Below are 21,501 nucleotides of genomic sequence, written 5' to 3'. Positions count from 1 at the left end.
AGATTAAAATGAATAGAAGAGAACCGCCTTCCATTCTGTATCGCAAACCCGAGGAGAAGGACGGGAGCGAAGTATGGAGGCTTGTCCGGGATTCGGGAGGGCTCGACTTGAATTCTCCTTACAGTTACTTGATGTTATGCGATATGTTCCGCGACACTTGCTGTATCGCACAGTCCGAGGATCGGATTGTCGGTTTTGTATCCGCGTTCCGAAAGCCTGCGGATGAGCAAACGTTATTTGTATGGCAGATCGCTGTAGATGGCGGACTTCGAGGCCGTGGAGTTGGAAGACGATTATTGCGAGAATTGTCAGACAGAAAAGAAAATGCCGGGATTCGATATATGGAGGCGACCATTGGACCGAACAACATTCCATCGAGAAGCTTATTTCTGGGGATGGCTCAGTCGCTGAATGCGGAATGTACGATGGCGAGCAAATATGAATCAGGTCTTTTCCCCAATCAGGAAGGTCATGATGACGAGTTGCTGTTCCGAATCGGTCCGTTCGACCGAGAAGGGTTGCTAAACATCAAATCACAACGAACGGAGGAGATTCATAGATGACAGCCATACCTAATCGTATCGGTTCAATAGATCAGGATGTGTTCAACCAATTGGAATCGGAAGTTCGCAGCTACTGCAGAAGCTTTGATACGGTATTCGCCAAAGCGAAGGGAGCCAGGCTCTGGGACAAGAAAGGGCGCGAATACATCGATTTTTTCGCCGGCGCCGGCGCGTTGAACTACGGACATAACAACGAAAAGATTCGATCACGAATCGTTGACTATATGATGAACGACGGCATAACGCACAGTCTTGACATGGCAACGGAAGCGAAGGAACGTTTCCTGCTGACATTTCAGCATAAGATTTTGAAGCCCAGAGGACTGTCGTACAAGCTCATGTTCCCGGGTCCTACCGGAACGAATTCCGTCGAGAGCGCGCTAAAGATCGCCAGAAAGGTCACGGGAAGGACGAATGTCATTGCCTTTACAAATGCATTTCACGGGATGTCGCTAGGATCGTTGGCTGCAACAGGCAATGCCTATAAAAGGGGCGGAGCGGGAGTTAGTCTATCGGGCACGACGTTCCTCCCTTATGACGGGTACATGGGGCCGCTCATCGATACATCGCTTTTGATGGAGAAGATGCTTAACGATGCGGGGAGCGGAGTCGATAAACCGGCGGCTGTAATCGTTGAGACCATGCAGGGTGAAGGCGGGCTGAACGCGGCCAGCGCAAAGTGGCTTCAAAGACTCGAGCTCCTTTGCCGCGAACATGAAATGCTACTTATAGTTGACGATGTGCAGATGGGCTGCGGCCGCACGGGCACGTTTTTCAGCTTCGAAGAAGCGGGGATAAGGCCAGACATTGTCTGCCTGTCGAAGTCTATCGGGGGGTACGGACTGCCGATGGCGCTTACGCTTATTAAGCCGGAGTATGACATCTGGAACCCTGGCGAGCACAATGGAACGTTCCGTGGCAATAATCTCGGGTTCGTGGCAGCGACGGAGGCGATTGCTTTCTGGGAGGACGGCACGCTGGAGCTGCGGATTAAGGAGCACTCCCTTTCGATCCGCAAGTTCCTCGAGCTCGCCGCGGCCAGATACGGCGGCAAGATTAAAGAAGTACGCGGGAAGGGAATGATCCAGGGGCTGGTTTTCAACAATCCGGATGATGCCGGTCGATTATGCCGAAAAGCGTTCGAACGGGGACTGATTATGGAAACCTCTGGCTCACGTGACGAAGTAGCGAAGCTGATGCCTCCACTGACGATCGAAAAGGAGCTGCTTGCTGAAGGAATGGCAAAAATCGAAGCATCGCTGAGCGAAATGTATGACTTTGCAGAACAAAAGGAACCGGTCGGCATTCGCCGATAAATGATGAAGAACTGGAGGCAACGCTTATGATCGTCAAACACCTGAATGACATTGTGAACACGAAGGACGATATTGATGCCGAAACCTGGAATTCGAGAAGACTGCTGCTTAAGAAGGACGGAATGGGTTTCTCCATGCACGATACGATTATAAAGGCGGGAACGGAGACGCTGATCTGGTACAGGAACCATGTCGAAGCCGTCTATTGCATCGAAGGCGAAGGAGAGATTGAAGTAATCGGAGGCCAAACCTACCCCATTACGCCGGGAGTTTTGTATGCGCTGGATGGTCATGAAAAACATCTGCTCCGTGCCAGCAAGCAGTTGCGCATGGTTTGTGTATTCAATCCACCGCTGACTGGAGCCGAAGTACATGACAAGGATGGCGTCTATCCGCTAGAAGCGGAAGCAGCCGAAACCCCGTGAAATTGTTCCGTTGCTTTAGTAGCCTTAGAGAAAAGTGATTCTATACTCATTCCCAAGAAGGAGATGATCCCTATGTCCAATACTACTGCAAATTCTCAAGTCGACCGTTATCCTTCCCGCATTGCCGATCAACCACAGCTCACGGAGCGACTCGATCCCGTCGTGTATACGAAGTGGTCTGACGCTAGTCCGTTGTCGGAGGAGCAATCGGCCTTCTACGAGAACAACGGCTATCTGTTCCTGGAAGAGTTTTTCTCGGAGAATGAAGTCGAAGCATGGCGTCAGGTGCTCTCTAAGCTGCAAGAGAACTATCACGATCGGGAAGAAGCTCACGTCATTCGCGAACCTCAAAGCAAAGAGGTGCGTTCCGTCTTCTCCGTTCACGAGAATAACGACGTCTTCCGCGACCTGTCCCTGCATCCGAGGCTCAAAGCGATCATGAACTACTTGCTTGGCTCGGAGACTTACATTCATCAATCAAGAATCAACTTCAAGCCGGGTTTCACGGGCAAGGAATTCTATTGGCATTCCGACTTCGAGACGTGGCACGTCGAGGACGGCATGCCCGCCATGCGGGCGCTGAGCTGCTCTGTCGCGTTAAGCGACAATCATCCCTTCAATGGACCGTTGATGGTTATCCCCGGCTCGCATAAGCAATTCGTTTCTTGCGTGGGACGGACGCCCGAGAACCACTTCAAGGAATCGCTGCGCAAACAGGAGTATGGCGTGCCGGATCCCGATAGTCTGACGAAGATGGCTGACGCGGGAGGCATCGAAATGCCGGTCGGCAAAGCCGGCTCCGTGCTATTATTCGATTGCAATTTGATGCATGGCTCCAGCAGCAATATTTCCCCTTACCCCCGGAGCAACGTGTTCATGGTCTATAACAGCATAAACAATCGCCTGGTTGATCCTTTCTCGGGTCAACGGCCTCGTCCGGATTATATCGCTTGTCGTAAGTAAGCGTGAAACTCTATGAACGCGCTAATGATCATTATATTAATCATGGGAATCAATATTTGTTACGTAACGCTGTTCACGCTTCGTCTGATTCTGGTGATAAAAGGAAAACGGAATGCGGCATCCCTATTAGCCATGGTGGAAGTTTTTGTCTATATTGTCGGTTTGCAGATCGTATTAAACAATTTGTCCAGTCCCCTGTATATAGCAGCGTATTGCTTGGGCTTCGGAATCGGCGTCTATCTGGGGAGCCGGATCGAGGAAGCGCTGGCGCTTGGGTATTCCGTCATTCAAGTTATTGCGGATACCGTAAACACAGGTTTGCCGGATCAATTGAGGAACATTGGTTACGGAGTAACCGCATGGCAAGGCGAAGGCCGCTCAGGTCCGCGACTTATCATGCAAGTGCTTGTAAAGCGCAGCAATGAAAGAAAGCTGTTAGAGCGGATCGAGCAAATGGCCCCCAAAGCCTTTGTCATCTCGCATGAACCTCGTCACTTTCGCGGAGGTTTTTGGACGAAGCTGTTGGAAAAATAATTATGAAGAGAAACCTAACTTCAGTAATGAGGTTGGGTTTCTTTTTTGTCTCCTGCGAATGCGGTAAAGAAAGGACGTTGACAAAAAGTATTTTAGAAGTTAATATTTCAATAGTTGAAATATATAGCGATGAAGTAAATGATTCGAGGTGAATAGATGGAGACGTTCGTGATGAGATTCCAACGATCCCTGATCTACTTAAATCGAATTTTCTCCGCTGAGATGATGAAGCAGATGGACGTGCAAGTAACAAGCACTCAAATGTTCATGCTGCATTTTATCAGGGAGAGCGGGAGCTGCAGGCTGACTGCGCTGGCGGAGAAGCTGGACGTGCAGCCTGGCGCAGTGACCGCGATGATTGATCGTTTGGGTAGATCGGGTTATGTCACTCGGGAGAACGATGTCAAGGACCGGAGAGTTATTAGGGTTCGCCTAACGGAAGCGGGTGAAGAAATTATCAATAAATCGCATGAACTTCGGAAGGAGATCGTGGCGAAGTATATGGAAAGTCTGAGTTCGACCGAAGTTGAAACAGTGACCGTTCTTATGGAGAAGCTGGTGGCCTCGGCTCAAACTTTATCGAATGAAGCAAACTAAAGGCATGTAAGGTATACAACAAAGACAGAAAACCGGGCATCCTATTTTTAAAGAGAATGAGGGAGAAAACATCATGGAACATCTAACACATAAACGCAAAATGAGCATCATGTTCGCGATTATCGCGGCTATGTTCTTCTCGGCGATCAATCAGACAATCGTAAGCACAGCTATGCCGCGAATTATCGCCGTATTAAGCGGAATGGAGTATTATAGCTGGGTCATTACGATCTATATGTTAACATCTACGCTTGCGACCGTACTTGTCGGCAAGCTGTCCGATATTTATGGCCGGAAACCATTTATCTTGACAGGTATCGTTATATTTATGATCGGCGCATTATTAACGGGCTTTTCCAAGGACATCTTTCAACTGATCATTTATCGCGGTGTGCAGGGTGTTGGCGCCGGCATTATTATGGCTACCGTCTTTACGGCTGTCGGGGATCTGTTTTCGCCGCGCGAGCGCGGCAAATGGACCGGCGTCATGATGGCCGTTTTCGGATTCTCCAGCGTCATCGGACCAACACTCGGGGGATGGCTGGTAGACAACATGGAGTGGAAGTGGCTGTTCTGGATTTTCCTGCCTCTTGGCATCGTTGCGTTCTTTATGATTCTGTTCCTGTTCCCCAAGGTTGAACGCAAGCCATCCGAGAGTATCGACTATGCGGGTTCGTTTTTCCTCAGCATTACCATCATTGCTCTGTTGCTGGGTTTCACTTGGGCGGGGAGCAAATACGAATGGGCTTCTTTCGAAATTCTCGGACTGTTCGGCGCAGCGATTATATCGCTGATACTCTTTATTTTGGTCGAACGCCGTGCCAAAAGCCCCGTACTTCCGTTGTCCTTGTTCCGCAATGATATCGTAACGATCTCTAATGTCATTGGTTTCCTGATGAACGCCGGCATGATGGGCGCCCTGATCTACTTGCCATTCTTCGTGCAGGGTGTAGAAGGCATTTCGCCAACCTATTCCGGTTATGTTACGATGCCAATGTCCATCGGGATGGTCATTATGAGTACCATTATCGGACGTCAAATTACGAAGACGGGCAAATACAAACGTTATGCCATAATCGGAATGCCGATTATGGTTGCAGGATTGCTAATCATGGCATTTATGAACAGCGTATGGGTTGCGGTCATCGCGATGATCGTATTCGGTATCGGACTAGGCGTAGGCATGCCGGTTTTCTCCTTAACGGTACAAAATGCCGTTAAGCCGACTGAGCTCGGTGTCGCTACATCCTCGTCTCAGCTATTCCGTAACCTGGGCGGCACAATCGGTATCGCCATTATGGGAACGATCATGCAGTCGGCGCTTGTACGCAACATGAAGGAAGCTTCGTCGTCGAGTACGGGCTTTCACTTCGACGAACTGGACCCGGAGCTGGCCAAAGAGCTGTCGGCCTTCCAGAATCCGGAGATGCTGCTGGATCAACCGAAGCTGGAGCAACTTCAGCAGACGCTTCCTGCAGACGTGCAGCCATTGATTACTCAAATGATCGACATGCTGAGAGATGCGCTTAGCCATTCGCTGACGGTCGTATTTCTTGCAGGAGCTTCGCTTGTCGTCATCGCGATGATTCTTTCCTTCTTCCTGAGGGAGATACCGCTTCGCACCTCCAACAAAATGCCGGAGCAAGAGCCTCAAGCTGAAGCCGTCTAACCTAAGGAATTTATCGCCCCATATCCTTATATCATTCATGATATTCGGGTTATGGGGCGATTCTTTGTATTTTCTGCCGATTGGTGTTGAGTTGACGGGGCGATAACGATTATAATATAGCGGAGTATGAAATTCTTACAGAAAAGGTGTCATTCATGAGCATATTAAATGTAGAACGTCTCAGCCACGGCTTCGGAGACCGTGCGATCTTTAACGATGTATCGTTCCGTCTGTTGAAAGGCGAGCATATCGGCTTGATCGGCGCGAACGGCGAAGGCAAGTCGACCTTTATGAACATCATTACAGGCAAGCTGCAGCCGGATGACGGCAAGGTGGAATGGTCCAAGCGTATGCGCGTCGGCTATCTGGATCAGCATGCGGCATTAACCAAAGGCATGACGATTCGCGACGTTCTAAAGAGCGCATTTCAATATTTGTTCGACATGGAAAACGAGATGAACGACATGTACGGCCGAATGGGCGACGTATCGCCAGAGGAGCTCGAGAAGTTATTGGAGGATGTTGGCACGCTCCAAGATACTTTGACCAATCAAGACTTCTATATGATCGACGCGAAGGTCGAGGAAACCGCCCGCGGACTCGGACTGACGGATATTGGTCTCGACAAGGACGTTAACGATCTGAGCGGCGGTCAACGGACGAAGGTATTGCTGGCCAAACTGTTGCTCGAGAAACCGGATATTTTGCTCCTCGACGAGCCTACGAACTATCTTGACGAAGTGCATATCGAGTGGCTAAGGCGTTATTTGCAGGAATACGAGAATGCGTTCATCTTGATCTCGCATGATATTCCATTCCTCAACAGCGTCATTAACCTGATTTATCATATGGAGAATCAGCAGCTGAACCGTTATGTCGGCGACTATGACCACTTCATGGAAGTGCACGAGATGCGGAAGCAGCAGCTGGAATCCGCTTTTAAGCGCCAACAGCAAGAAATTGCGGATCTGAAGGACTTCGTGGCGCGGAACAAGGCGAGCGTAGCTACCCGGAATATGGCGATGTCCCGTCAGAAGAAGCTGGATAAGATGGACGTCATCGAGCTGGCCAAGGAGAAACCGAAGCCGACGTTTAACTTTAAAGAAGGCAGAACCGCAGGCCGTGTTATCTTCGAAGCCAAAGATCTCGTCATCGGTTACTCCGAGCCGCTTTCCCGTCCGCTTGACCTTCGTATGGAACGCGGACAGAAAATTGCGCTTGTCGGCGCTAACGGCATTGGCAAAACGACATTGTTGCGCAGCATTTTGGGCGAGATTCCAGCTGTCTCCGGCCAGGTCCAGCTCGGCGAAAATTTGGAGATTGGCTATTTCGTTCAGGAAGCCAAAGATGCGAACTACAACACTTGTATCGAGGAGATCTGGAACGAGTTCCCTTCCTTCACTCAATTCGAAGTACGTGCGGCGCTGGCAAAATGCGGCTTGACCACCAAGCATATCGAGAGCAAAATCACGGTTCTGAGCGGCGGCGAGAAAGCAAAGGTTCGCCTCTGCAAGCTGATCAACCGCGAATCCAACCTGCTCGTACTCGACGAGCCAACAAACCATTTGGACGTTGACGCGAAGGATGAGCTTAAGCGTGCGCTCAAGGCTTACAAGGGAAGCATTCTGCTTATTTCCCACGAACCGGAATTTTATCGCGATGTCGTGACGGAGACTTGGAACTGCGAGTCTTGGACGACAAAAGTTTTTTAATCGGAGTGATCAATCAAACCTGTTTCCTTATTTCCCAAGGGAGCAGGTTTTTTTGTGGTAAATAACTATGTAGATAAGATTTCAGAAAATGTTCAGTTTTAAAGTATAAAATGTATTGTTGCAATGTGATATAATTCGGATTATTTGAGAGGAAGTATTTATAATCATGTATGAACAAAAAAATCGGTTAATGTTGCTGCTTGCCGCTGCAGCTGCAGCTTTATCGGCGTTAATATACGGATTAGCGCAAGTTTTTCATGTAATTGGAGGAGCGGAAGGCCATAGTCATGGAGACATGGCAAGTCATGCACCCACAGCCGGATGGATATCCAGTTCAATTCTTCTATTAGCAATATTACCCTTTGTTACACTCGCAGCAGCTATTTATACGTATATGGCTAAGAGAAACCATCAAATGTTGCCATGGTTAAATACTTTGACGCTTACCTTGTCAAGCATTGCCATCATAAGCGGAAGCGGCGGTGGCGTCGAGTTTCATTTCTCAATCTTTATGGTCATTGCGGCATTAGCCTATTATGAAAATGTGAAGTTAATTACGTTAATGACAGTTCTATTTGCGACTCAGCATTTGGTCGGTTTTGTATGGTTTCCCCAGATCATCTTCGGTACGAATTCCTATCCAGTTCTTATGTTGATCATTCATGCTCTGTTCTTGCTGCTTACTTCTGGCGCAACCATCCTTCAAATCCGATCGAAACATCGTATTACGCAAACGCTTGAACAAGAGAAGGCAGCCAAAGAGGAAAGGCTAGTCGACTTGATCAGTCGGGTCAGAGAACTGTCAACATCCATTCAATTGTCTACCGACATCGTTGCGGAGAAGTCGCAAATGCATATTGCCGCCAATGCAGAGATGCGAAAGTCCTTTGACGAAGTGACTACTCGGCTGGATTCGCAGCATCGTTCTGTCGGAATGGCGGAAATAAAGTTGAACGAAATGGGATCGATCGTTTCTCTGGGGATGGAGGCATCTGACTCCTTGAAGGAGAAAGCGGAACAAACCGAACACATCATGGGTGAAAGCGATTTGCTTGTACAAGAGATTGGTTTGAAGCAACAAGAAATAGAAAAAGCGATTCAGGCATTAAGCGAATCGATGGCGACAACCCGTAAATCCGCTTCCGAAGCTCAGGAGCGTCTGGCGGCCATTGAGACTATTGCCGATCAGACCGCATTATTATCCCTTAATGCTTCAATTGAAGCAGCACGCGCTGGGGAACAAGGCCGGGGATTTGCCATTGTTGCGTCGGAAATCCGAAAGTTAGCGCAGCAAAGTCGCACCGTGTCGGATGAGATGAAGTTGATGATTGCGGATATACATCGGGAAACGGTGGACAACTATCGGAATATGGAGCAAGGTCGCGATTTGGTGAAAAATTCGACGCTTCATCTTGCCCAATTCCAAGATCGTTTCGAGCATGTGCAGAATCTTATCATCCAGACAATCAGGTTCGTCCGGCTCATGAATGAGCAGATGGTAGGCATGTCTAATGGTTCTGCGGTTATTACCGATGGTATGAAAGACATCATGACCGCAGTTCATCATAACCGGCTAGCTTTGGAACAATTGACAGCTGCCAGCCAATCTCAGACCGAGTCCGCTGAGCAGGTAGACGAAGAAATACGCCAGTTAAGAGGTTTGACTCAAAACTTGGAGCAGGATTTAAACCGATAGTCAACATAGATGCAAGGCAGATTGTTGATGAGGTAGAAGAACAAATGAAGTGGCGGCTTGCCCCAATTATGATTTACAAGAGTTTGAACATTGAGTTAGTATAGAACTATAAATGAATTTCGCTGGAAGAACCAGAGGAACTAAAGTCTTAGGACTTTGTTCCTTTTTTTGTTTCCAGTATTTTGCATGGATGATATAATGGGGGAGAATTCTGATGACAATAATGCTAGTAAAAGTAAACGAATATACGATCCGAGCTTCATGGAAAGAATTTAATACCGATTACGTCAAGTACATGAAATCACTGAAGGGGAGCAGATGGAAGCCGGAATTAAAGGTATGGGAATTCTCATACACGCTGCATCTGCTGGAGCAACTCATTGAAATAGCCGGTTATGAACAGCTGCGGGCTGACTCGGCTTTAATGGAAGAGTGTTATTTATTTCATCCTGATGAGTTGGATTCACGCAATCATCGTACGGCCAACCGCAAACAAAAGATTTGGGATCCCGAAAGCAGACAGAAAATGACGGAAGCGATGCGATTAAGGGGATTTTCGGCTAAGACAATCCGTGCTTATCTGGGACATATGGAACGATATTATCTTTTCCTTCGGGAATCCGGAGGCAGTATTGGGGATACAAAGGCCGTTCAATCCTATTCCTTGCGACTTCTGGAGAATGAACGATCCCATTCCTATGTCAATCAAGCAATCAGTGCGATCAAATTTTTTCGAATGCGGGTGATGTCGATTCAGGATGATACTTCTTATGTAAGGCCAAAGAAAGAAGCGAGACTTCCTCAAGTGTTGTCCTTGGGAGAGGTCAAACGTTTATTCGAAGCATTGGAGAATCAGAAACACAAAGCGCTGCTTATGCTTACGTATTCGTCTGGTCTGCGGGTAAGCGAGGTTGTTAAACTAAGACATGAAGACATTGACGTTGAACGCAAGACTTTGCGAGTACGACAGGGGAAAGGGCGAAAAGATCGACTGACCTTATTGTCGGACCACGCGCTTGCCGTGCTCCATTCTTACCTAATACAGCATGGAGCTACAGAGCCATGGTTATTCCCTGGTCAATACGCGGGCAAGCCGTTAACGGAACGAACCGCTCAGAAGATCTTCGAGCAAGCCTTAGCCAGTTCAGGAATCGTTAAACAAGCAGGGATACATTCTCTGCGGCATTCATTCGCTACTCATCTGCTTGAGGGAGGCATCGATCTTCGGTATATTCAGGAACTTCTGGGACATCAGAGCAGCAGAACGACTGAGCGATATACGCATGTCAGCACGAAAAACATCAGCCGAATTAAGAGCCCTTTGGACTTGTAATAGGAAAAATAATGATGGGCTTTCAGAAGTTTTATTCACGCCATACGCAAACACCACTGTATTCAGCATTTTATTGTAATACAGAAATAAGGAGTTATGTGAAATCAGCAGAAATAAAAGAGTGAAAGAGTGGTATGGATGATTGGATGTAGATATTTATTCCTTTCTAAAGGCGATAAGATTATTAAGATACCTCAACCCAAGAATCATAAATATAAATCTGTGCCTCAATTAGCAAATCAGGATGTACTTGAAGTAATTTTGTATTACAAAAATAAAGACAGGAAGCCACATGAACTGCTTGCGATTGAATTTGATAGATTCCATGTAGATTCTAATGGTATTTATGAAGAAACAGATACAGATCGGAAAAGAGCACTTCATAATTTTTTTGCTTTTGGAATGCCTAATCTACTTGAAGAAAAAGAAAATCATCTAGTTATACCAGTTGCACCAATAATTCCAACTGATAATGAAAAAAGATTGTTATACCGTTATTTAAATGAGAAATTACCTGACTTAGCAGTTGTTGCCCCACAAGTAGTAGAGAGTAAAATTAAAGCATCGAGAGAGAAATATGAAGAGTTTAAAAGAGTGGCAAAGAAATTAAAGAACTGATTTAAGTAATTCGAAGAAGATGCTGACATCACATAACACCATATTCCCGCATCGGGCTGACGCCCTCGGTCCGGCAGAAGATATTGGCAGGGGGGCTGTTGCAGCCGGACACACTCGACTACGTCGAGCGTCGTGAATATACGAAACGTTATAGGAAATCAGCGCAAATCATAAATGCATTAAAACCTAAGACATATTAAAGCTACATTCGTTATACCCAAGGATGTTAAATGCTAAAAATAGGAGGTGACTTTTAGTGGAAAGCGAGGAGCTAATAAAACAAATTAAATCAGACTTATACAAAGAAGTTGACGATTTAAAGCGAGATCATTTGTCTTTTAAAAAACGTATAAGTATCATTTCGAATTTGTTAATTCCTGGAGTAGGATTTCTTATATATGGAGGTTCCTACCTAAAAGGTTTTATATCATTTCTTTTATTCATTTCTTATAATATATTGTTCTTTACTAAAATTGAAAATAACGTTGATACAAGTATGGCTGTTATATATTACATACCTGCAATTGCCATATGGATTGTTAGTGCCGCAATGGTAGCTGGATTAGATGATTGAATTAAAAGGAATATATAAAAAAACTAAATAACGAATGAAATTCGAAGAAGGCGCTGACATCCTATAACACTATATTCACGCTTCGGGGCATTCGCCCCTCGGTCCGGCAGAAGCAATTGGCAGGGAAGCTGAGTCAGCCGGACACATCCGACTACGTCGGACGTCGTGAATATACGAAACGTTAGCCGAAATACTTGCAATAATATAGTTTAGGAGTTGACCCTAATGCTTGTAGTTCATTGGTCGCCAGTAAATAATTCAAAACACATTCTAAAAAACGGCATAAGAAAAAGTCCAAACGGCATTTATTGTTACCCAGTTACTGGACATCGTTCTTTAGACAGATGGTGGATGAAAGCACTAAAAAGATTTAGGAAAGATGGAAAAAGTTATAACGGCTTTATATTTAAAGTTGAAGATCAAGATCTCCCAGCATATTACGGTCACTTCATTGGAGCGACAACAAGAGATAAGTTTGAAAAACCAATAAAAAGCTTATCAGAATTAGGGCAAGAACTTCAGAATACAGTTATCTGGAGAATAGGGGAACGAGTTTCTTGGAGTGCTGCAGGAATACCAACAAATGAAACCGACTATTTAAAACTTGGTAAGGAAGAAATTTTTAAAAGACCTGAAATATATAAAGAAACACTGAATGATGCAGCATTTATGGATATATACTTGAGGACTACCAAATAGTATTAACGAAATCAATTGATTCAAATAGAATAATCAGAGTTATACCGGCAAACGAGGAATTCGGAAGAGTTTTATATAAAAAGAAGAAGCAGAAATATAGTGAAGGAGAATTCAAAGAAGGCAAGTACTTCGGCTAACACCATATTCACGCATCGGGCATTCGCCCTTGGTCCCAGAAGCGGTTTCGAAGGAGTGGTTGCTGTGGACACATCCGACTACGTCAGACGTCGTGAATATACGAAACGTTAAGTGAAATTCCCGCTAAGATCATTAAAGTACAAGAGAGTAATTTTAAATCATGATGATATTTGTTGAGATCAAGCGCGGATTTAGGTTTAAGAACTTATTTTAAAGACCAAGAAGGTATTTGAAAGACAAGTGCATATTTTAAGATCAAGAACACATTTGAAGGCTAAGAGCGTATTTTAAGATCAAGAACATAATGAAGATCAAGAGCAAATATGAAAGTATGACGAAGAAGGCGGGAACATCACTTAACACTGTATTCACGCATCGTCGCTAACGCTCCTTGATCCGGGCCGAAGTAGTATGAAGCGGTTTCGAGGAAGTGGATTCAGTAGCAGAGAAGCATTTTCAGCCGGACAACCCTGCACAGCCTAACCGCGTCGCGGCCGTTCCCGTTGGTCACTTAAGGCAGTGAGGGTTCGTGAACACAACAACGTTAGACGAAATTAACGGGTTTAAAATTAAAGAAATATAGAACAATTGTTCTTCATCTTAATGGTAGAAGATGGTACAATAGGAAAGACAATTGAATCTTGGGTGGGCATGGTTTCCCTTCGAAAGGAGGTGAGGCCATGGAAGTAAAGGATGCTTTGACGATCATGTTTTTATTTGGATCGTTTATCCTTGCCCTTTTAACATACATCAATTCTAACAACAAGAAAAAGTAAAAACCCACCCAAAGGTTGACGCCAGAGGTGGGTTTTTATTCCTATGCAACTCAGAAGGGAAATCCCATCCAAGCCAATTGTTAAGCCGAGTGTTAGCCGCACTCGGCTTCTTTAAAAGTATGATAACACAATTGGAAAAAGAAGTGAACAGAAGCGATTAAAGAATATTGAAATCATAATAAAGGCATTAAAAACTGGAAATGAAAAGTGCGTATTGAAAATCGTATTAAAGGCGTTTTAAAAACCTTGGTAAAGGCATTTTGAATGACATTTAACCATTTGTGGTTGGCTCAAAGAAGCGTTAACCTCGTCTAACACCATATTCACGCATCGGGCATTCGCCCTCGGTCCGGCAGGAGCTACTGGCAGAGAAGCTGGAGCAGCCGGACACATCCGACATTCATCGGACGTCGTGAATATACGAAACGTTAGGCGACATTGCTGAAATATGTATTCATTTTTTGGGGGTAATCAAAGTTGTCAGAAATTCAGAAACCCAAATTAGTTACTTGGAGATTTGATGATGAGGTTGGCGATGATCCGTCAGAGTGGAATTGGATTGAAATAACGATGACTTTTAATGATGGATCAAAGCGATGGAGCATTCTATATACACCTGAAAGATTAAAAAACAACTTATCTAGAGTAAATATTGACCCTCCAGGCTTATATATAAAACACATGATAATCGTTAGAAACTATTCAAAAAGTGATATTCAAAGAGTATTGGAAGAACTTGAAAGAAATAATGAATTGTTAGAAGCATCAAGGGCATATGAAGGATAATTCAAGATGCCAGCAACATCGCCTAACACCATATTCACGCATCGGGCTGACGCCCTCGGTCCGGCAGGAGATATTGGCAGGGGAGTTGTAGCAGCCGGACACATCCGACTACGTCGGACGTCGTGAATATACGAAACGTTATCAGAAATCAATGCTAAATCAATTTAGTAGGTGAACATATGTGGGAAAAGTTAAAAGAAATACACAGATTCATGCCATTAAGTGATGTTTTTCGTGACATAAAAGTTCCAATAATGAAAATTGAAAATCGACCACTTTATTATTTGGGAGAGGGGGTTTTAATTTCTTTTTCTGAAAGACAATTTATCGTTGAGGATTTTAATCGGAAAGAAGTGGGAATAGAAGGAGAATATGCTTTGAATTTATTCTACTTTTCTGATGTTAACCGAATTAATAAACATTTTAACACTTTAACTGAATTTGTTCCTTTCATGTCGCAACCATTCATTATTGATCATGAAATAAGTATTGGAAACTCAGCTTTACAAGTGGCACATAAACTTAAAAGAAAGGAAATTAGATTTGAATCTAACTTAACTAGAAAATTTAACAACGGTATTTATGATTTCTACTCAAACGTAATTAATTTTTATAATTACCAACTACTTTTCTTCAGTGAAGATAAGCAAGCTACACTTGAAGCATTTTCATATACATTTAAAGAAATTGAGTAAGCTGAATCATGGAGGCATTGACTTCTGATAACACCATATTCCCGCATCGGGCATTCGCCCTCGGTCCGGACAGTTGTAATTGGCAAGGGAGCTAATGCAGCCGGACACATCCGACTTCGTCGGACGTCGTGAATATACGAAACGTTATATGAAATAACCAGATTTCAAACTTAAAAGAGCGGTGATGTTGTTTGTCTTCTTTAGAATGTAAGGTCGAAGAGGTATTCAAAATTACTGGTAGAGGTTACGTTCTCACACTTATTCTCAATGATTCTGATGTCTCTTTAAAGATCGGAGATACTTTAAGATATCAATCAAATGAAAAAACGAAAATTGAAATTAAAGGCATCGAAATTCTTAATTATGGAAGCAACATAAAGAACATTAGAAAAGATATTATAGGAATACTTGTTGACCTTTCCGAAGAGCAAGCGCTTAACACAAAAGGAAAGATATTAATAAAGCATATTTAAGAACGAATATAATTGTGAAAGATGTTCGAGAAGTTGGTTACTTCATATAACACCATATTCACGCATCGGGCGTTCGCCCTCGGTCCCAGAAGCGGCTTCAAAGAAGCGGTTGCTGTGGACACACTCGACTTCGTCGAGCGTCGTGAATATACGAAACGTTATATGTAATCCCTGTAAAGCAATTAGATCATTCAAGAATTGTTTGTGCTGAAAACGCGATGAAGAGATGTTGAAGGACATGTTTTTTTGTAGGCAGTTCAAGGAAGTAGTTGTCGAAAGACTTTTTGGTAAGAAGCTCAACGAAGCAGTTTTGAAAGACTTTTTTGTAGGAATCTCGAGTAGTAGTTGTTAAAGGACTTGTTTTTTGTAAGAAACTCGGAGGAGCAGTTGTTAAAGACTTGTTTTTTTATGTTGCTCGAGGGAGCAGATGGTAAATGACTTGTTTCGGAGGTCTCTCGGGGAAGTAGAAGTTAAAGCATTTTTGTGGGCTATTCAAAGAAGACAGGGACTACATATAACAACGTGTTCACGCATCGTCGCTGTCGCTCCTCGGTCCGGCAGAAGTTAAGAAGCCAGGAAGCGTAGTCAGCCGGACAACCCTGCAAGGCTAAGTGGCGGGGCCACCCGGCAAGAATCAATCGCTGCGCTTGATTGATCGGCAACTTAAGCCTTTCGGGTTCGTGAACACAACAACGTTATATGACATACTCGAAGACCAATTTTTGAATTCGGTTCATTCACCGGAATTGCATTTTCTAACTTTAGCAACCGGATTGATGAGGCTGTAATAAAATAGTGTGTTTGAATGCCGGTTCGATGAAGTAGGGTTAGAAGAGCATATTTTGCAAGCCGATTCGAAGGGGTTGGTTAGAAGAGCATATTTTGCAAGCCGATTCGAAGAGGTTGGTTAGAAGAGCATATTTGCAAGCCGATTCGAAGAGGTTGGTTAGAAGAGCATATTTGCAAGCCGATTCGAAGAGGTTGGTTAGAAAAGCATATTTTGTAAGCCGACTCGATGATGTTGGTTAGAAGAGCATAATTTGCAAGTGTTCTCAAAGAAGCCGTTGTGAAAGTAGCTCAAGGAGACAAGTACGTCATATAACACCGTATTCACGCTGCGTCGCTATCGCTCCTTGGTCCGGACCGAAGTTGAAAGATGAGGTTTCGAAGTAGTTGATTCAGTAGCAGAGAAGCATAGTCAGCCGGACAACCTTGCACTGCCTAACCGCGTCGCGGCCGTTCCCTCCGGTCACTTAAGGCAGTGAAGGTTCGTGAATACACAAACGTTAAGTGAAATTCCCGCTAAGATTATTTAAGTTCAAGGGAGTATTCTTTAATCATAATCATATTTGCTGAGATCAAGTGCAGATTCATGGTTAAGAGCGTATTTTGAAGATCAAGTATGTTCAAGATCGTATTTTAAGATCAAGAACATTTTTGAAGGACAAGAGCATATTTTAAGAGCCAGAACATGTTTGAAGGACAGGAACATATTTTAAGATCACATTATGAAGATCAAGAGCACATGTGAAAGTATCACGAAGAAGGCGGGAACTTCACTTAACACCATATTCACGCATCGGGCATTCGCCCTCGATCCGGCAGGAGATATTGGCAGGGAAGCTGATGCAGCGGACACACTCGACTTCGTCGAGTGTCGTGAATATACGAAACGTTATATGAAATAACCAGATTTCAAACTTAAAAGAGCGGTGATGTTGTTTGTCTTCTTTAGAATGTAAGGTCGAAGAGGTATTCAAAATTACTGGTAGAGGTTACGTTCTCACACTTATTCTCAATGATTCTGATGTCTCTTTAAAGATCGTAGATACTTTAAGATATCAATCAAATGAAAAAACGAAAATTGAAATTAAAGGCATCGAAATTCTTAATTATGGAAGCAACATAAAGAACATTAGAAAAGATATTATAGGAATACTTGTTGACCTTTCCGAAGAGCAAGCGCTTAACACAAAAGGAAAGATATTAATAAAGCATATTTAAGAACGAATATAATTGTGAAAGATGTTCGAGAAGTTGGTTACTTCATATAACACCATATTCACGCATCGGGCGTTCGCCCTCGGTCCCAGAAGCGGCTTCAAAGAAGCGGTTGCTGTGGACACACTCGACTTCGTCGAGCGTCGTGAATATACGAAACGTTAGACGAAATTAACGGGTTTAAGATCAAAAAAACGAACAATCGTTCTTCATCTTGTTGGTAGAAGATGGTACAATAGGAAAGACAATTGAATCTTGGGTGGGCATGGTTTCCCTTCGAAAGGAGGTGAGGCCATGGAGGTTAAGGATGCAATTACGATCATGTTTTTGTTTGGATCGTTTATCCTTGCACTTTTAACATACATTAACTCTAACAACAAGAGAAAGTAAAAACCCACCCCAAGGTTAGCGCCACAGGTGGGTTTTTATTCCTGAATCACTCAGAAGGGATATCCCATCCAAGCCAATTGTTAAGCCGAGTGTTAGCCGCACTCGGCTTCTTTAAAAGTATGATAACACAATTGGAAAAAGAAGTGAACAGAAAAGGCGATTAAAGAATATTGAAAAGCATATTAATGGCGATAAAAACCGGAATATCAAATCGTATTTAATGGCGTATTAAAAGCATAATGAAAGATTTTCAAAACGGTTGTTAGTTGCCCAAAGAAGCGTTAACCTCGTCTAACACCATATTCTCGCATCGGGCCATTCGGCCCTCGGTCCGGACAGATGATATTGGCAGGGAAGCTGAATCAGCCGGATACATCCGACTTCGTCGGACGTCGCGAATATACGAAACGTTATAGGAAATGGACGAAATAAAAAAATACTGGAGGAAATACAATGAAGCCAAGAATATTTGTAAGCTCAACTTATTACGATTTAAAGCATATTAGAAACAATGTTGAAAGATTTGTGAATCAATATGGTTTTGAGCCTGTTTTATTTGAAAGTGGAAACGTATTCTTTGAGCACGATAAAGAATTAGATATATCTTGTTATAACGAAGTGAAACTTTGTCATATGATGGTGTTAATAATTGGTGGTAGATATGGTGCTCCTACCAGTGAGGAGAAACAAAATGACTTTGTAAAGAAATATGAGAAGAATTATATTTCTATTACTCGAAAAGAATTTAGGGAAGCTGTTGATAACAACATTCCTATTTATATCTTTGTTGAAAAAAATGTTTATAGTGAATACCATACATTCAAAAAAAATAAAAAGATTATTTTAGATATATTAAAAAATCCTGAATCAAATTTTAGATTTGCATATGTAGATAGTCCAAATGTTTTTGATTTTATAGATGAAGTTAAAGTTAAAGCGATCACTACGTTTGAAAAGTTTGAAGAAATAGAAGTATATCTAAGAAGTCAATGGGCAGGTATGTTTTACAATTACATAATAGAACTAATTAAAGAAAAGGATAAAAACAAAATAATTGATGAAGTATCAGAGTTGCATAATATTTCTGAACGTATGAATGAAATGATAAATCAAATAGGTAAATCAATTCTAACAGAATCAGGAGAATATGAGGATGTAGTTAAAAGACAAAATGAAAAAACAATTTTATTTTATACTAATAAAATAATTGAAAACTTAAAGTTCAGTAATATTTTTATATTTGACGATAAAGAAGAAGGTAAAATATTTGAGGTTACTGAGCATTTTGTTGATATCGTTTTGAATAATGCTCAGGTTTATGATCAGAATGGTGTGTTTCTCGACACTGATTTTATATTTAGCGACCTTGAAGAAGAAATTGGAAACTCCATAAATAAAGCATTTAAAGATATTAATGATTCTTTACATTTTGAAAGTATAAACCTATATAACATTTACGATATATATTCCAGTAAACTCAAGCCCTTGTTTGATAATAATGGACTCGAGAGTTTGTTTAAAGAAACTTTGGAAGAATTGTTTGGAAAAAATTTAATTGCTCCTTTTTAACCCTTTGAAGGTAAATCAATGAAGTCGTCCACATCCTATAACACCATATTCACGCATCGGGCTATCGCCCTCGGTCCCAGAAGCGGCTTCTAAGAAGTGGTTGCTGTGGACACACCCGGCATTCGCCGGGCGTCGTGAATATACGAAACGTTAGACGAAATTAACGGGTTTAAAATTAAAGAAATATAGAACAATTGTTCTTCATCTTAATGGTAGAAGATGGTACAATAGGAAAGACAATTGAATCTTGGGTGGGCATGGTTTCCCTTCGAAAGGAGGTGAGGCCATGGAAGTAAAGGATTCTTTGACGATCATGTTTTTATTTGGATCGTTTATCCTTGCCCTTTTAACATACATCAATTCTAACAACAAGAAAAAGTAAAAACCCACCCAAAGGTTGACGCCAGAGGTGGGTTTTTATTCCTATGCAACTCAGAAGGGAAATCCCATCCAAGCCAATTGTTAAGCCGAGTGTTAGCCGCACTCGGCTTCTTTAAAAGTATGATAACACAATTGGAAAAAGAAGTGAACAGAAGAAACGAATAAAGAATATTGAAAAGCATAATAAAGACGATAAAAAACTGGAATAACAAATCGCATTTAAAGGCATATGAAGGGCGTATTAAAAGCATATTGAAAGACGATCAAATCGTTTGTGAGCAGCGGAAAGAAGCGTTAACCTCGTCTAACACCATATTCACGCTTAGGGCTACGCCCTCGGTCCGGTAGGAGATATTGGCAAGGAAGCGGAATCAGCCGGACACACTCGACTACGTCGAGCGTCGTGAATACACAAACGTTATATGAAAGTGACGAAATTCGATTTTGTGGGGGGATCAATGATGCCAATTTGTATAAACCAAAAAGGTGATGTTTTTGAAGAATTGTTAAATATCACTGAAGAGCAAGTAGAACAAATTAGCTTGGATTACCCAATTACACATGCATTGGTTGTTGCTAGGAATAAAGAAGGATTTTTACTTTTGTTCAATAGCTGGAAGAACAATTGGGAGGTACCTGGAGGCCTACTCGAGCCAGGAGAAACTTTAAGAGAATGTGCAATTAGAGAGATGTTTGAAGAAACGAATCAATCTCCTGAAAGAATTGATTTTAAGGGATTAATGAAATTTACATTAAGGTCTGGAAAGATTGAGTACGGGGGCCTCTTCAGTGCAGATATAGGAGAGGAGAAACCATTTGGATTGAATGAAGAAGCAAGCAAGATCATCTTTTGGAATGGAATTGAAGAAATTGGATACATAGATGAAATCGATAAAGAATTATTGAAATACTATTAAGAGCATTTTGTAAGTAATTCGAGAAGTCGTCACCATCATATAACACCATATTCACGCATCGGGCATTCGCCCTCGGTCCGCAGGAGATATTGGCAGAGGAGCTGTAGCATCCGGACACACCCGGCATTCGCCGGGCGTCGTGAATATACGAAACGTTATAAGAAATCCCCGATAAGACTCAAAGAGAAATAAAAAAATATTTAAAGGAGCGTTTAATGAAAATTGCAAATAAAAGAAGTGTTATCGTACTCCTGATAATAGTTGCGTTATTCATGTTCTGGAACTCGTTTCGTTCTTCAACTTTTGAAGTAGTTACAATTCAGATAGTAAGTGAAAATGAAATAACTGTAATAAATTTAAGTAATAGAGCAAGAACAATAAAAATACCAATCGATATTTCTAATCTAGTAGAAGAGAATAAACAATATACAATTTCATATGACAAAAGAATATTTGATAACCATAGACTCAATTATATTTCCGCACAATTACCTGAAAAATAAGTTAATAACGTATCAAATGAATAAACATTTTAGTCAATGCTTTGTGGTCGGGGACTGCTTATAACACCATATTCACGCGTCGAGCCATTCGGCTCTCGGTCTGGCAGATGATATTGGCAGGGAAGTGGGGGCAGCCAGACACATCCGACTTCGTCGGACGTCGTGAATATACG

Annotated in this window: 23 protein-coding genes; all 23 read left to right on the top strand. The window is 42.8% G+C overall.

Translation table 11 applies throughout. The features are described 5' to 3' along the window. Positions 1-8 precede the first annotated feature (8 nt). The 23 genes from ectA to H7F31_RS21300 all read left to right on the top strand — a co-directional run bounded on the left by ectA (position 9) and on the right by H7F31_RS21300 (position 21,328). Positions 9-563, top strand: coding sequence for a diaminobutyrate acetyltransferase (ectA, locus tag H7F31_RS21395; protein WP_187100456.1), 555 nt, complete (start codon positions 9-11; stop codon positions 561-563). Next, entirely contained in the window at positions 560-1,879 is a 1,320-nt protein-coding gene (gene ectB, locus H7F31_RS21390; RefSeq protein ID WP_187100455.1) for a diaminobutyrate--2-oxoglutarate transaminase, read from the top strand. Before ectA ends, ectB begins: the two co-directional genes overlap by 4 nt. A 26-nt stretch (positions 1,880-1,905) precedes the next feature. Continuing rightward, positions 1,906-2,304, top strand: a complete 399-nt coding sequence (locus tag H7F31_RS21385) for an ectoine synthase (protein WP_187100454.1) — start codon at positions 1,906-1,908, stop codon at positions 2,302-2,304. Between the two features lie 72 nt (positions 2,305-2,376). Continuing rightward, positions 2,377-3,267, top strand: a complete 891-nt coding sequence (thpD, locus tag H7F31_RS21380) for an ectoine hydroxylase (RefSeq protein ID WP_187100453.1) — start codon at positions 2,377-2,379, stop codon at positions 3,265-3,267. A 12-nt stretch (positions 3,268-3,279) separates the two neighbouring features. Beyond that, on the top strand, positions 3,280-3,801 hold the full coding sequence (locus tag H7F31_RS21375; RefSeq protein ID WP_187100452.1) for a DUF2179 domain-containing protein: 522 nt from the start codon (positions 3,280-3,282) through the stop codon (positions 3,799-3,801). Positions 3,802-3,972: 171 nt separating this feature from the next. Next, the gene (locus tag H7F31_RS21370) at positions 3,973-4,398 is read left to right on the top strand and encodes a MarR family winged helix-turn-helix transcriptional regulator (RefSeq protein ID WP_187100451.1); all 426 of its coding nucleotides are present in this window, start codon (positions 3,973-3,975) and stop codon (positions 4,396-4,398) included. A 73-nt stretch (positions 4,399-4,471) separates the two neighbouring features. Further along, a complete protein-coding gene (locus H7F31_RS21365) occupies positions 4,472-6,067 on the top strand; it encodes an MDR family MFS transporter (RefSeq protein ID WP_187100450.1) in 1,596 nt (531 codons plus the stop codon). Positions 6,068-6,222: 155 nt separating this feature from the next. Continuing rightward, positions 6,223-7,779 (top strand): ABC-F family ATP-binding cassette domain-containing protein, encoded by a 1,557-nt coding sequence (locus H7F31_RS21360; protein WP_187100449.1) that lies wholly within the window; start codon positions 6,223-6,225, stop codon positions 7,777-7,779. Positions 7,780-7,945: 166 nt separating this feature from the next. Then, a complete protein-coding gene (locus H7F31_RS21355; RefSeq protein WP_187100448.1) occupies positions 7,946-9,475 on the top strand; it encodes a methyl-accepting chemotaxis protein in 1,530 nt (509 codons plus the stop codon). Between the two features lie 214 nt (positions 9,476-9,689). Then, positions 9,690-10,808 (top strand): tyrosine-type recombinase/integrase, encoded by a 1,119-nt coding sequence (locus H7F31_RS21350; RefSeq protein WP_187100447.1) that lies wholly within the window; start codon positions 9,690-9,692, stop codon positions 10,806-10,808. A gap of 138 nt (positions 10,809-10,946) precedes the next feature. After that, positions 10,947-11,426: a hypothetical protein gene (locus H7F31_RS21345; RefSeq protein WP_187100446.1), complete on the top strand. Its 480-nt coding sequence runs from the start codon at positions 10,947-10,949 to the stop codon at positions 11,424-11,426. Positions 11,427-11,682: 256 nt separating this feature from the next. Beyond that, positions 11,683-12,000, top strand: a complete 318-nt coding sequence (locus H7F31_RS21340; RefSeq protein ID WP_187100445.1) for a hypothetical protein — start codon at positions 11,683-11,685, stop codon at positions 11,998-12,000. A gap of 225 nt (positions 12,001-12,225) precedes the next feature. Continuing rightward, complete coding sequence (locus tag H7F31_RS21335) at positions 12,226-12,699, top strand: hypothetical protein (RefSeq protein ID WP_187100444.1); 474 nt, start codon at positions 12,226-12,228, stop codon at positions 12,697-12,699. A gap of 818 nt (positions 12,700-13,517) precedes the next feature. Further along, positions 13,518-13,613, top strand: a complete 96-nt coding sequence (locus H7F31_RS34050; protein ID WP_219993697.1) for a competence inhibitor ComI — start codon at positions 13,518-13,520, stop codon at positions 13,611-13,613. Between the two features lie 477 nt (positions 13,614-14,090). Then, complete coding sequence (locus tag H7F31_RS21330) at positions 14,091-14,399, top strand: hypothetical protein (RefSeq protein ID WP_187100443.1); 309 nt, start codon at positions 14,091-14,093, stop codon at positions 14,397-14,399. A 179-nt stretch (positions 14,400-14,578) separates the two neighbouring features. After that, positions 14,579-15,094 carry a hypothetical protein gene (locus H7F31_RS21325; protein ID WP_187100442.1) on the top strand — a complete coding sequence of 172 codons (516 nt, stop codon included), beginning with the start codon at positions 14,579-14,581 and terminating at the stop codon, positions 15,092-15,094. Between the two features lie 191 nt (positions 15,095-15,285). Continuing rightward, positions 15,286-15,567: a hypothetical protein gene (locus tag H7F31_RS21320; RefSeq protein WP_187100441.1), complete on the top strand. Its 282-nt coding sequence runs from the start codon at positions 15,286-15,288 to the stop codon at positions 15,565-15,567. Positions 15,568-17,289: 1,722 nt separating this feature from the next. Beyond that, a complete protein-coding gene (locus H7F31_RS21315) occupies positions 17,290-17,571 on the top strand; it encodes a hypothetical protein (RefSeq protein ID WP_187100440.1) in 282 nt (93 codons plus the stop codon). 291 nt (positions 17,572-17,862) lie between these two features. Next, positions 17,863-17,958, top strand: a complete 96-nt coding sequence (locus tag H7F31_RS34045) for a competence inhibitor ComI (protein WP_219930309.1) — start codon at positions 17,863-17,865, stop codon at positions 17,956-17,958. Between the two features lie 453 nt (positions 17,959-18,411). Then, entirely contained in the window at positions 18,412-19,527 is a 1,116-nt protein-coding gene (locus H7F31_RS21310) for a DUF4062 domain-containing protein (protein ID WP_187100439.1), read from the top strand. A gap of 286 nt (positions 19,528-19,813) precedes the next feature. After that, complete coding sequence (locus tag H7F31_RS34040) at positions 19,814-19,909, top strand: competence inhibitor ComI (RefSeq protein WP_222622717.1); 96 nt, start codon at positions 19,814-19,816, stop codon at positions 19,907-19,909. A gap of 457 nt (positions 19,910-20,366) precedes the next feature. Beyond that, positions 20,367-20,825, top strand: coding sequence for an NUDIX domain-containing protein (locus H7F31_RS21305; protein ID WP_187100438.1), 459 nt, complete (start codon positions 20,367-20,369; stop codon positions 20,823-20,825). A gap of 215 nt (positions 20,826-21,040) precedes the next feature. After that, positions 21,041-21,328 (top strand): hypothetical protein, encoded by a 288-nt coding sequence (locus tag H7F31_RS21300; RefSeq protein ID WP_187100437.1) that lies wholly within the window; start codon positions 21,041-21,043, stop codon positions 21,326-21,328. The last annotated feature ends 173 nt before the right edge of the window (positions 21,329-21,501 follow it).

Origin of the sequence: Paenibacillus sp. PAMC21692, assembly GCF_014303795.1 — a bacterium.
Classification (GTDB): Bacteria; Bacillota; Bacilli; order Paenibacillales; family Paenibacillaceae; genus Pristimantibacillus; species Pristimantibacillus agaridevorans.
The sequence above is the reverse complement of the archived record's forward strand: the minus strand, read 5'-3'. Positions and strand labels throughout refer to the sequence as shown.